12 protein-coding genes are annotated in these 12,282 nt (G+C 62.4%); 10 read left to right on the forward strand and 2 right to left on the reverse strand.

What is annotated here, in order from left to right:
- Positions 1 to 32 precede the first annotated feature (32 nt).
- Both BGP17_RS03995 and BGP17_RS04000 read left to right on the forward strand, forming a co-directional pair.
- Entirely contained in the window at positions 33 to 1,175 is a 1,143-nt protein-coding gene (locus BGP17_RS03995; RefSeq protein WP_286711114.1) for a phosphotransferase, read from the forward strand.
- 166 nt (positions 1,176 to 1,341) lie between these two features.
- Positions 1,342 to 2,595, forward strand: coding sequence for an acetyl-CoA C-acetyltransferase (locus BGP17_RS04000; protein ID WP_286711115.1), 1,254 nt, complete (start codon positions 1,342 to 1,344; stop codon positions 2,593 to 2,595).
- On the opposite strand, the gene BGP17_RS04005 is transcribed toward BGP17_RS04000, so the two are convergent.
- Together BGP17_RS04005 and BGP17_RS04010 are read right to left on the reverse strand one after the other, a co-directional pair.
- Positions 2,592 to 3,590: an IS5 family transposase gene (locus BGP17_RS04005; protein WP_353681862.1), complete on the reverse strand. Its 999-nt coding sequence runs from the start codon at positions 3,588 to 3,590 to the stop codon at positions 2,592 to 2,594. The two genes, BGP17_RS04000 and BGP17_RS04005, sit on opposite strands and share 4 nt — an antisense overlap.
- A gap of 149 nt (positions 3,591 to 3,739) precedes the next feature.
- The gene (locus tag BGP17_RS04010) at positions 3,740 to 4,687 is read right to left on the reverse strand and encodes a LysR substrate-binding domain-containing protein (protein WP_286711116.1); all 948 of its coding nucleotides are present in this window, start codon (positions 4,685 to 4,687) and stop codon (positions 3,740 to 3,742) included.
- 103 nt (positions 4,688 to 4,790) lie between these two features.
- On the opposite strand from BGP17_RS04010, the gene BGP17_RS04015 reads away from it, so the two are divergent.
- The 8 genes from BGP17_RS04015 to BGP17_RS04050 all read left to right on the forward strand — a co-directional run bounded on the left by BGP17_RS04015 (position 4,791) and on the right by BGP17_RS04050 (position 12,259).
- Complete coding sequence (locus BGP17_RS04015) at positions 4,791 to 5,339, forward strand: MarR family winged helix-turn-helix transcriptional regulator (RefSeq protein WP_151955604.1); 549 nt, start codon at positions 4,791 to 4,793, stop codon at positions 5,337 to 5,339.
- A complete protein-coding gene (locus BGP17_RS04020) occupies positions 5,329 to 7,356 on the forward strand; it encodes an FUSC family protein (RefSeq protein ID WP_151955605.1) in 2,028 nt (675 codons plus the stop codon). The genes BGP17_RS04015 and BGP17_RS04020 overlap by 11 nt, the downstream gene beginning before the upstream one ends.
- Positions 7,353 to 7,568: a DUF1656 domain-containing protein gene (locus BGP17_RS04025; protein WP_151955606.1), complete on the forward strand. Its 216-nt coding sequence runs from the start codon at positions 7,353 to 7,355 to the stop codon at positions 7,566 to 7,568. Before BGP17_RS04020 ends, BGP17_RS04025 begins: the two co-directional genes overlap by 4 nt.
- On the forward strand, positions 7,565 to 8,443 hold the full coding sequence (locus BGP17_RS04030; RefSeq protein ID WP_151955607.1) for an HlyD family secretion protein: 879 nt from the start codon (positions 7,565 to 7,567) through the stop codon (positions 8,441 to 8,443). The genes BGP17_RS04025 and BGP17_RS04030 overlap by 4 nt, the downstream gene beginning before the upstream one ends.
- Complete coding sequence (locus BGP17_RS04035) at positions 8,440 to 9,897, forward strand: efflux transporter outer membrane subunit (RefSeq protein WP_151955608.1); 1,458 nt, start codon at positions 8,440 to 8,442, stop codon at positions 9,895 to 9,897. The genes BGP17_RS04030 and BGP17_RS04035 overlap by 4 nt, the downstream gene beginning before the upstream one ends.
- A gap of 344 nt (positions 9,898 to 10,241) precedes the next feature.
- Entirely contained in the window at positions 10,242 to 10,877 is a 636-nt protein-coding gene (locus BGP17_RS04040; RefSeq protein ID WP_286711117.1) for a TetR/AcrR family transcriptional regulator, read from the forward strand.
- Positions 10,878 to 11,164: 287 nt separating this feature from the next.
- Positions 11,165 to 11,611 carry an Rrf2 family transcriptional regulator gene (locus tag BGP17_RS04045; protein ID WP_151955610.1) on the forward strand — a complete coding sequence of 149 codons (447 nt, stop codon included), beginning with the start codon at positions 11,165 to 11,167 and terminating at the stop codon, positions 11,609 to 11,611.
- A 57-nt stretch (positions 11,612 to 11,668) separates the two neighbouring features.
- Positions 11,669 to 12,259: a flavodoxin family protein gene (locus BGP17_RS04050; protein WP_151955611.1), complete on the forward strand. Its 591-nt coding sequence runs from the start codon at positions 11,669 to 11,671 to the stop codon at positions 12,257 to 12,259.
- Positions 12,260 to 12,282 lie beyond the last annotated feature (23 nt).

Below are 12,282 nucleotides of genomic sequence, written 5' to 3' on the forward strand. Positions count from 1 at the left end.
TAATTGACTAATTAGCGAGATGCAAGCCCCTGTTGGAACAGGAGGAGCGCGCAAAAGCCATGGCAGGAGAGGCCACCGAAATGGAAACAAGCGTCGATCACATTCCCATCCACCCCAGCCAGGTGACGCCTGCATGGCTAACCGACTGTTTCAGCAAAAAGGGAATCGTCGACGCCGCCTCAGTGGCCAGCCTGAGCTATGAGTCGATCGGTGCCGGCATGGTTGGAGACAGCATTCGCTTCACGCTCTCCTATGACGACAATGGCCGAGCTGGCCCAGCGACGCTGGTCGGGAAATTCCCCGCCGAGGATCAAACCAGTCGCGAAACCGGTGTAGCACTGGGGCTCTACCTCAACGAGGTGGGCTATTATCGAGAATTGAGCCACACGGTGGCGGTTCGCACCCCGCACCCCTATTACGCTGCAATCAACGAGGCGACGGGTGACTTTCTGCTCCTGTTGGAGGATTTGGGGCCGGCGCGGGGCGGCAATCAACTCAAGGGATGCAGCCTCGAGGATGCAGAGCATGTGATGAGGCAGGCGGCCGCCCTTCATGGCCCAAGGTGGAACGATCCCGCGCTCCGGTCCATCGAATGGCTGAACGCGCGCCCCAGGCATCTCAAGACGATGCAAGGCATTTTCCCTGCGGCGCTGCGCAAGTTCCAGGAGCGCTATGACGGCATATTGGAGCCCGACCTGATGGCCGTCTGCACGCGTTTCGGCGAGAAAGTCGGGGATTTCTGCGCGCTCGAGTTCGAACGCTTCTGTGTCATTCACGGGGATCTACGTCTCGACAACCTCCTGTTCGACATCCTTGGCGAACAGGAACCGCTAGCCGTTCTCGATTGGCAGACGGCCGCGCGCGCCATGGGCATGGTGGACGTGGGATATTTTCTGGGCGCCGGCATACAAAGCGAGTTGCGCCGCGCCCATGAGAGAGATCTTATTCGCCTGTATCTCGATGAACTGCGCCGCCACGGCGTCACCGATTATGGATGGGATAATGCCTGGACCGACTATCGGCGCGGGATGCTGCAGGGCGTCATCATGCCGATCTTCGCCTCGGCGAATGTCGAACGCACGGAGCGAGGCGACGAAATGTTCCTGTCAATGGCGCGAGGTGCATGTCAGCTTGCAATCGATGTCGAGGCGTTCGACGCACTTCCCGCGGCGTGACCAGGATGGTCAGAGCCGCACAATAGAGTCTTGGGGACATCCGGACAGCCCAAGGGTGGTGAAGACGAGCCGCTGGAATTTGCCCGTCATTCTCGAAAGCCGGTTGCACATTTGGGGATCCCCGGACTAAGACATTTATTAGTTGATTGATTAATGGTGAAACGACATGGCCGAAGCGTGGATTATCGATAGTGTTCGCACCCCGCGGGGTATCGGCAAGGTGGGTAAAGGCGCGCTGGCCGATATGCACCCGCAACAGCTGGCGGCGACGGTGCTGCGTGCCATTGCCGATCGCAACAACCTTGCCACCGCGGAAGTAGACGATATCATCTGGGGCACAAGTGCTCAGCGCGGCCCTCAAGGCGGTGATCTTGGGCGCATGGCAGCACTTGACGCCGGATATGACATCAGGGCGAGCGGCGTTACCCTCGACCGTTTCTGTGGCTCGGGAATCACAGCCGTGAATCTCGCCTCGGGCATGATCATGTCGGGGCTGGAAGATGTGATTGTCGCCGGCGGCACCGAAATGATGTCGCTGACCGGTGTGCTGGCCGCGAAGGATGCCGCTGCCGGCGAACCGCCGCTGATGATGGATGCCGGCAATCTACGCTTGCGCGCCAGCCACCCCCAATCCCATCAGGGTGTCTGTGCAGATGCCATCGCGTCGCTGGAGGGCATCACCCGCTCCGACGTTGATGCCCTTGCGCTCGAAAGCCAGAAGCGAGCGGCCATTGCCCTGGCCGAAGGCAGGTTCGATCGGAGCATCGTGCCCGTCTACAAGGCCGACGGGACCCTCGCTCTTGACCGCGAGGAGTTCCCGCGGCCCCAGACGACCGCGGAGGGACTGGCGGCACTCAAGCCTTCGTTCCCCATCATCGCCGACGTTGAGCTGGATTCTTCAGGAACCACGTTCCGCAAGCTCATCAATGCCAGATATCCCGATCTGGAGATCGAGCATATCCACCACGCCGGCAATTCCTCCGGTGTCGTCGATGGCGCCGCGGCCATATTGCTGACATCACCGGACTATGCGCGCAAAAACGGTCTCAAGCCCCGCGCCCGACTCGTTGCGATGTCCAATGTGGGAGATTGCCCGACGTTGATGCTCAATGCACCCGTCCCCGCCGCGCGGAAAGCACTCGAGAAGGCGGGCCTGACGGTCGATGACATCGATCTTTGGGAGATCAACGAAGCCTTTGCCGTAGTCGCCGAAAAGTTCATCCGCGACCTCCGGCTCGACCGGGACAAAGTGAATGTCAATGGCGGGTCGATCGCACTCGGGCATCCCATCGGCGCCACCGGCGCGATATTGATCGGTACGGTCCTGGACGAACTGGAGCGCCGCGACCTGAAGCGCGGCCTCGTTACAATGTGCGCAGCCGGCGGAATGGCACCGGCAGTAATCATTGAACGCATCTAGGAGACCGTTGCGCGGGTGGATCTAGAGCATTGATTTTGAATACTATTGGCGGGCGGAGACGCGCCGGTCGCGTGCTGTTTGCCGTCAAGCCGCCTCGGCATTGACGATGGTGAGCGTGCGCTTGAGGTTGTAGGCGATGGCGGTGAGATGAACTTAGGCGGTGGCTTTGGCGATGCCTCGCCATCGCATCCTGCGTAGGCCGTAGCTTCGAAGATCTTCTCGATCCTGCCGCGGACGCGATGGATCGGTCGGTTCCAGGCCCTAAGCCAAGCCTGCGCTTCCTCTTCGGTGCGAGCCCAGACGCTGTGGGCGACAATGCGCGGTGTGCCGCCTTTGGCGCGGACGGCGCTGCCGAAATGCGCTCCCCGGTGGGCACTGTCGGCGAAGACTTGGCCGGGATGGTCGGGCAGCGCCGCAGGACCGGCATGTCCGTCGTTCACATTGGCCGGGGTGACCGAAATCTTCTCGACCAACGCCGTGTCCGCATCCGCGCCGACATGGACCTTGAACCCGTGGACCACCCTCCTGCCTTTGTGCTTGACCCAGCGGCCATCGCCATCCTCTTCGCTGGCCGACGCAATGATAGTGACGTCGACCAGCGTACCGATCTTGACCGTGACCGCCTTCGCGCTGAGTTGAGCCGTCACAGCGTCGAAGAGGCTGCCGTCGAGTCCGTCGGCGACCAGCAGCTTGCGGAAGCGCACGAAGGCAGTGCGCTCCGGCGTCGCCTCGGTGCTGGAAAAGCCGCAGAAGCGACGAAAGGATGCGCGATCATCAAGTGCGTCCGCAAGCTTCACGTCAGATAGATCGTACCAGATCGAGAGCAAAAGGGCCTTGAACATCGCCAGCGGCGGCCAGGCCGGTTCGCCCTTGGCAGCGGAATACAATGGACCAAGAAGAGCCGCCACCGGCTGCCAATCGATCAGCGTTGCCAGTTCGTCGAGCGATGATCCGCGCTGGTTACGGCCTGCGAAACCGATCCGCTCCTGACCTATCGAACGATGCGCCGCGTCCCGCTCTCTTCTTGGGAAAGCCCCATAGAATCAACAATCATTGCCCGTGCCTACACCCACCCGCGCACAGGTCTCCTAGCTAGTGAGCGATCTCAAGCAGCATAATGAAAAGGATATCCACCGGCTCGAGGTCAGCCCATTGGCCGTTCAGTATTTATTGCGTCGACCATTCCCTGAGGCAGCAGGAAGCCCCATTCGGCGAAGACGTCCGCGAATACCTGGAACAGGGTGTGGAGTTCCTCGGAGCGATCGTCGATCCGATAGCTCAGGATCATCGGGATCGTCATCGCCCCGCCGAGTTCGCGAAAGGCGATATCAACCCTTCCCATGCGCTGCACCGACTCCGGCACGACGCACACGCCTTCGCCCGCCGCTGCCATGACGAGCGCGGTCTGCAGTTCACGCACCTCGACTATCCGGGACGGATACATGCCGAGGTCCTGAAACATCGAGATAACGACGTCCGCATAGCTCGGGCGCGGTTCCTTCGGATAGACGATAAGAGGAAGATCGGCCACGGCCTCCAGCTCTAGCGGTCCGTCGCCAAAGGCAAGCGGATGGTTGGGCGCCATGGCCACCGCCAGCGGTTCTTCCCGCAGAATTTCCCGACGCACGGCCGGATCATTCAGGCGCAGTCGTCCGAAGCCCGCATGAATGCGCCCCTCCTTGAGCGCCAACATCTGTTCGGCACTGTTCATCTCGACGAGGCTCAAGTCGACATTGGGCGCCCGCGCACGGAAGCGACGCACCACTTCCGGCAGACGCGCATAGAGCATCGACGAGACGATCCCCATGACGAACCGGGGGCGCTCCGACGCGACGAAGCGCTTCATCGTCGTGCGCATCTGCTCGGCCCGCTGGATGACCTGGATCGCCTGCTCGTAGAAGAGCTGGCCTGTGGCCGTGAGGGCGAGCGGCCTTGCCTCACGATCGAACAGCTTCGTCCCGAGTTCCTCCTCCATTTCATGGATCCGACGGCTCAACGGCGGCTGGGCCATGTTGAGCCGTTCGGCGCCACGGGTAAAACTGCGTTCGGTCGCCACGGCGACAAAATAGCGGAGATGCTTCACATCGTACACGATACCCCCACGGTATTCGTTCGAACCATAATGATCTTTTACGCAGTCATTTCCTTAGAGCAAATGCCGCGTCGGATGAGTGCCGCGAAAGGCTTTCCTGACAATGGCTACCGAGAAGATGGACGCAGGGCAACGCGCATCGCCCCGATCCTGTGGAAAGCGCGACGGCATGCCCCTGGATATCAAGGACGGCAGAGCGGGAGGCCGCGCTGCACTTGAAAGCGAGTTCACTCGGGAATTCGTCCCGCTCGCGCGCAGCTGGCGCCATGCACTCGACCTAAAGCTGGCCAGACTGGGTCTCTCGGGAGCCACCGGTCTTGCCCTGCTTCTCACGGACGAACTCGGCGACGATCTTCGCCAAACCGACCTGGCTTCAGGTCTCGATATCAATTCGGCATCGCTCGTCCGGCTCGTCGATGCGCTCGGAGAGTCCGGCTATGTCGAACGTCTCTTCGATCCCGTCGATCGCCGGGTGCGCCGCGTGCGCCTCACCAGCAGCGGTCGCAAGGCCGCGCGCGAGGTCAAACAGGCAATAGCGACGTTGCGCGCCACGGCGCTTGCGGGCTTCGACGACGAGGATCTCGCAACCGCCCTGCGCGTGATCCGCAGGATTGCACGGTCGCTCGACGGGGAGCGGCGCAATGAGTTCTGATCGGTTCGGCGTCCGCGACGCGCTTTTCTCCGTGAAGTGCCTCGTGGCAGCGATGCTCGCTTATTATATCGCGCTGCGCATCGGCCTGCCCCGGCCCTCCTGGGCGGTGCTTACCGCCTATATCGTTTCGCAACCGCTTGCCGGTGCGGTTCTGTCGAAAGCGCTGTTCAGGGTACTGGGCACGGTCCTGGGCGCCACGATGGCGGTGATCCTCGTGCCCAATCTTGTCAACTCTCCCGAGCTTCTCACGCTTGCACTCGCCCTTTGGCTCGGCGTCTGCATCTATTTCGGACTGCTGGATAGGACTCCGCGATCCTATATCTTTCTTCTTGCCGGCTACACGGCGAGCATTATCGGCTTTCCTTCGGTCTCCGCGCCCGATGCGATCTTCACCACCGCGATCCTGCGCGTCCAGGAGATCACGCTGGGGATCCTGTGTGCCAGCTTGCTCCATGGCGTGGTCCTTCCGCAGACTGTCACCTCGCGTCTGATCGCCCGCGTGGATACGATTCTCGGGGATGCAGCGCGCTGGTCGTCCGACACGCTGAACGACCGACTGGAAGCGACGTTGAACCGGGACCGGCGGCGTCTAGCGGTCGACATCTTCGATCTTCACCAGCTTTCGATCCACCTTCCCTTCGACATGGCACGTCTGCAGCCGCGAATCTCGGTGGTGCGGGCGTTGCAGGATCAGATTTCCCTTATCCTGCCCCTGGGCGCTGCATGTCTCGACCGGATCGAACAGCTCCGTGCGGCCGGAGCGATGCCGGAAACGGTCGAGGTGCTTCTGGCAGACACGCGCCAGTGGCTGGAGTCCGGTGCGCGCTCCGATGGGGAGGCGAAGACGCTCGCAAGCCGTGCGCGGATGCTGGAACCTGCAGCGCCATCGTCCTGGACCGCGATGCTGCTCGCCAATCTGCTCGTGCGCCTCAACGAACTGATTCGATCCCATAGCGCCTGCGGCGCTTTGCGGACGCTGATAGCCGATCCTCATGCAATTCCGCCCAGGGAGATAGAAGCCGTTCTACGCCGCGCCGGCCATCGTCCGCTCCACCGCGATCATGGGGTGGCCATCCGGTCGGCGCTGGGAGTCGCAACCGCGGTTGTGCTGCTGTGCACGGTCTGGATCGCGACTGCCTGGCCCGACGGCGCGTCGGCCGCCCTGATCGCCGGGGCCGTGGGCGCCATTCTCGCAAGCATTGGCGGCGACTCCGCCACCGGCTGGAAATTGCTGATTGGTGCCGTCGTCGCCACGATGGTCTGCCTACTCTACGATTTCGCGATCTTTCCGCGCGTCACGGACTTCGCGCCTCTGGTCATGGTTCTGGCCCCCACGCTTCTCCTGATGGGAGGGATGATGACCATGCCTCCGACAGCACCCTATGCGCTCGGCTTCATGGTGACGCTGCCGACCTCGATCGGACTCGTCGATCGCTATTCCAGCAGCCTCGATGCCCTTCTCAACGGCAATATGGCGCAGTTCGCCGGGATGGCCGCCCCCGTGATCAGCCTGACGCTTTTTGCGAGCATCGATGGTAACATGCGTGCCCGCAAGCTGCTTCATGTCACGCGGCGTGACCTGGCTCGCCGATGCCTGAGCCGTGCCCGACCTCGCACCGAGCGCTGGCTCGCTACAATGCTGGACCGCGTCGCCTATCTCTATCCGCATGTAGCCCGCGGAGAGGCCTCTTCCGACACGCTCGAGGCTATATTGGCGGACACGCGGGCCGGCATCAACATCGACGAGCTGCGCCGGATCAGAGGCAGAAGGGGTCTGGCCGATACCGATGGGGCTATCGGGTCTGTGCTGGTTGCGGTTCATGACCATCTTCGATCCGCCGGTTCATCTGCGCCCGGTGTTGGCGAGGATGCACGCCTACAACTCGATCGGCTCCTGGCAAGGAGCTCATCGACGCTTCCGCAGGATGCCGCAAGGGCGCTCTCTCTCGCGCTCGTGGGTCTGCGGCGAAGCCTCTTTCCCGATGCCGCCGCACCTCTCCTGGAGACGCAAGCATGATCGGCGAAATCTCGATCTTCGGGGTGTTCGTTCCGACCCTCATCCTGATCGGGCTCGGAGCGCTGGTCCTGTGCGGGGCGGTGACGATGCTCCTGTCGAGCATCGGCTTCTATCGCTTCATCGTCCATCGGCCGATCGTCGATCTCGCAATCTTCCTTCTCCTTCTTGCCGCGCTCGCGGATGCGAGCGGCATTTTTGGATCCATGTCATGAAACGCTTTGTTCCTTATCTGGTCAGGCTGGTGGCGACCCTCGTCATCGTCGTTGTCGCGGCGCTCGTCGCGATCGCAATGTGGCATCGTTACGAGGTCTCGCCCTGGACGCGCGACGGACATGTCCGCGCCGATGTCGTGCGGGTCACGAACGATGTTGCCGGTCTGGTGACCGAGGTCCATGTGCGCGACAATCAGGTCGTTCATGCCGGCGACCTGCTCTTCGTAGTCGACCGTCCAAGATACCGGGCCGCGCTCGACGAAGCCGACGCCAACATTGCCAGCGCCAAGGCAACACTCGATATGGCGCGCAAGACGGCGCGGCGCGATCTCGCGCTGGGCGACCTGGTCGCGGCCGAGACCCATGAAGAGAATGTCGCTCGCGTGCTGACCACGCAGGCGGCGCTGATGCAGGCGCAATCGGCCCGCGAAACCGCCGCGCTGAACCTGCAGCGGACCGAGGTCCGCGCAAGCGTCAACGGGCAGGTCACCAATCTCGATCTTCATCCCGGCGACTATATCGGGGTCGGCACGCAGGCGATGGCGCTGATCGCGACCGACACCCTGAGGGTGGAGGGCTATTTCGAGGAAACCAAGCTCGACGGCATTCGTGTCGGGGACCGCGCGATCGTGCGGCTTATGGGAACGCCGCAACCGATGGAGGGCCATGTCGACAGCATCGCAGGCGGTATCGCCGATGACCAGCGCGGGAACAGCGGCAACCTGCTGCCCACGGTCACTCCGACATTCACCTGGGTTCGGTTGGCCCAACGCATTCCTGTGCGGATCCATATCGATCGGCTGGCGCCGAACACCGCGCTTATTCCCGGGCGGACAGCGACTGTCACGATCCTGCCGAGGGGGAAGCGGGCATGAAACGCCATGCTGCCGCATCCGGACTGCTGATGGCGCTGCTGTCGGCCTGCACCGCCGGTCCGGATTTCCGGGTTCCGGACCATGCGATGGTCAAATCGCCTTCGGCGAACGCGCCATTCCACAGCGGCGACGAGGCAATCTACATATCGGCTCCTCTGCCCGATCATTGGTGGCGTCTTTATGAGGATGCCAGACTCGACGCCTATGTAGCGGAAGCGCTCGCGGCGAATACCGATCTGCGGGCCGCCGATGCCAATCTGAAGCGTGCAAGCTATATTGTGCGCGAGGCCGAGGCGGGCCGGACCATCCAGACGACCATCTCGGGCGGCGCGGACATCAGCCGCATCGGCGGCTTCACTGGCCCCGGTTCGTCCTATACCTACAATCTTGGCGCGGGGGTGTCCTACCCACTCGATCTGGCCGGCGGCATCAAGCGCGGCATCGAGGCGGCACGCGCCAACAGCGAGGCTGAACAGGCGGCACGCGACCAGGTCCGGGTGGCCGTCGCTGCAGCGGTCACGCGCAGCTACGCGGCCGCCTGCTCTGCAAACGTGACGCTTGCGGCCACCCGAAGGGTTCTCGAGGTGCAGCGCCAGACGCTGCAGGTCACCACGCGCCTCGCAAGCGGCGGGCGCGGCACGGCCTTCGATGTCACGCGCGCAAGGGCGGCCGTCGATCAGAGCGCCGCGGCTATTCCGGGCGTCCTCGCCAGTCGTCAGGCCGCGTTATACGAACTGGCTGCGCTCATGGGCCGCGCGCCTGCGGACTACCCCCGTGAGGCGGAGGAATGTGCTGCTCCACCTTCGCTCCGGCAGGTCATCCCGATCGGAGACGGCGCCGCGCTGCTCAGCCGACGTCCGGATGTCCGCGCGGCGGAGCGCCGGCTTCATGCAGCGACGGCGACTATCGGCGTCGAGACAGCGGAACTCTACCCGCACATCTCGCTTGGCGGCTCGATGGGCTTCGCGGGTCCGTTCTCGACCTTCCTGTCGGGCAACGGCTTCGGCGGTAGCCTCGGCCCCCTCCTCTCATGGACCTTTCCCAATCGGTCGGTCGCCCATGCCCGGATCGCAGAGGCCGGGGCTTCTGCCGAGGCTGCCTCCGCCAATTTCGACGGCACGGTCATCGAGGCATTGAGGCAGACCGAAACCGCCTTGTCGGCCTATGCCCGGGAAGCAGATCGAAACCATGCCCTCACGCTGACCCAGGGGGACACGCTCAAGGCGAGCGACCAGGCAAGCCGTCTCTATCATTTCGGCCGAACAAACTTCATCGATGTTCTTTCCGCCGAAGCAAGTCTCGCGAACGCCGAGGCAACACTCGCGCAATCGCGTGCGACCCTTGTCGATCGGCAGGTGGACCTGTTCCTGGCGCTTGGTGGGGGGTGGACGGATGGACCAGAGGGGACAGAAACGAAAGAGAGTTCAACGCGAGTAAAGGCAAATGCACGCTGAGCAGATGTATCAGGCTGCCGAAGACTTCCATGGTGGCTACACCTCGGCCTATGTCGCCATGCTGCTGAAGGCCGGATCCTTATCTTATGCCCCTTAGCCTGTTACAATCAATGCGACCGGAAGATGCAGCGATAAACACCACGCCCGATCATGAGGAAGAACCATATGCCCGTTCGATCGGCTGTTGCACGGACGAGAGCCGTGGGGAGCGGACGGCAAGCCAATGACTTGGCATCCGAGCGTGAGCAGCCGCCAACATGCGCGAGACTGCCACCTCACACTGCGGCAAAAAGGGAAGATCCAACCGGGCTGATACACCGGTTCGCGATGACCGATTAACGCGCATGGGAAGGCACCTCTCGTTCGATCCGGATGTGGCGCTCGAGGCCGCCATGGAGGTTTTTTGCGCCAAGGGATTCGAAGGGACCAGCATCGACGATCTGGAGCATGCTACCGGCCTGCGCCGGCCGAGCCTCTACCGGACGTTCGGCCCTAAAGAATCGTTTTTCCGCCATGCCTTTCTGCGCTTTGAAGCGACACGACTGCGTTTTTTTCGAACCGCCTTGCGGCGGGTCCATATTGGTGACGTCCTAAGGGAGCTGGTGGCCGGCAGTGTTGATACGGCCGTCTTCGCCGCAGGCAGCGGACCCACCGGCTTCCTCGCCATCCTGTCCGGTGCTCCGTGCTGCGACGCGATACGTGATTTTGTCGAACGGCGACGACGGCTTCGCCAATGGACACTTGAACGCCGGATGTCCGCCGCGATCCAGGCCGGGCAACTCAGGAGCGACGTCGATCCAGGCGATCTGGCCCAGCTTATTTTGATCTTGCTATCCGGCGTGTATGTCCAGGCGGTGGCCGGATGCGATGAATCGGCAGTCCGGGCCGCGGCGAACTTGATGCTCGACACGTTGCGGACGAGCCTTTCGCCTATCAATATAGATCCGAGCTCCAGACCGGAAGCTATCGCTGAACAATGAAACGATTTTGGATCCGGCGATGCGAGATTCGATGGGTACAGTCGGCAGGCTCCGACTGAGCGAATTGGTGGCGCGCATTTCGAACGAGCCCGCGACAGCTGCACGGTCTTATCAACGTAATTTTGTGATGGCGTCCGTAGAGCCATGCGACGGTCCGGCGCAAGAGTTTTACCAGCGCATCAAGCACCGGACGAAATACATGTGCCCCGTCGGTCATCCGATGGGGATTGAAGGATCCGCACTAATGTGTAATTACGATAGCAACACATTTGGATATGGTCTTTCACTTGCCCACCAGCACCCGCTTCGCCGTTGCCGTTCACACGCTCGCCGCGCTTGCCGTTAACGAGGGCAGGCCCGTGCGGTCCCAGGATCTCGCAAGAAGCGCCAGTACCCATCCGGCGGTCATCCGGTCGATTCTCTCCAGGCTCGCCGATGCCGGCCTTTCCACCGCGCAGATGGGCCTGGGAGGAGGTGCTTTACTGGCGAAACCTGCGGCGAAGATCAGCCTGTTCGACGTCTACAAGGCCGTGGAGGACTGCGAGATTTTCTCGCTGCATCGCTCGCCGCCCGATGAGAAATGCGTGGTCGGCAAATATATCCAGGCCGCGATGCTCCCTGCGCTCGATCGCGCCCGTCAGGCGCTGGAGGAGGAGTTGCAAAGGGTTTCGATCGCGGAAGTGGCCGCCGACATTGCCAGGCGGGGCCAGTTCACCATCCCTTGGCAAGGATGACTTCATTTATCTGATTATGTTGGTATGTCGCCAACATATATACAAAGGAGTGTGCATATGTCGGATATTCGCATCGCCATCGTCTATCACAGCGGATACGGCCATACCGCGCGGCAGGCCGAGGCTGTGAAGTCGGGCGTGAACCAGGTGGAGGGCGCGGAGGCCTTGCTGCTCACGGTCGAGGAGGCCCAGACTCGCTGGGACGATCTGGAGGCGGCGGAGGCCATCATCTTCGGCGCGCCGACCTATATGGGCAGCGCGTCCGCGCCGTTCAAAGCCTTCCTGGATCTGACCTCAAGCACCGTCTTCGCCAAGGGCTTTGCCTGGAAAAATAAGATCGCGGCCGGCTTCTCGAACTCGGCCTCGCGCTCGGGCGACAAGCTGGCGACGCTGATCCAGATCGCACTATTTGCGGCTCAGCAGGGCATGCACTGGGTCAGCCTCGGCCTGCCGCCCGCGAACAACTCCAGCACAGGATCGGAAGAGGATCTGAACCGGCTGGGAATTTGGCTGGGCGCATCGGCACAGTCGAACGCCGACGAAGGTCCCGATGTTGCTCCTCCCGCCGCCGACCTGCGGACTGCCGAGCATCTTGGCCGGCGCGTTGCGGAAACGACGCTTCAATTCGTGCGCGGGCGCGCTGACTGAAACGGAAACGGCCGGTCCGTCGT

It is taken from the genome of Sphingomonas sp. 67-41, assembly GCF_001899725.1.
Taxonomy (GTDB): Bacteria; Pseudomonadota; Alphaproteobacteria; order Sphingomonadales; family Sphingomonadaceae; genus Sphingomonas; species Sphingomonas leidyi.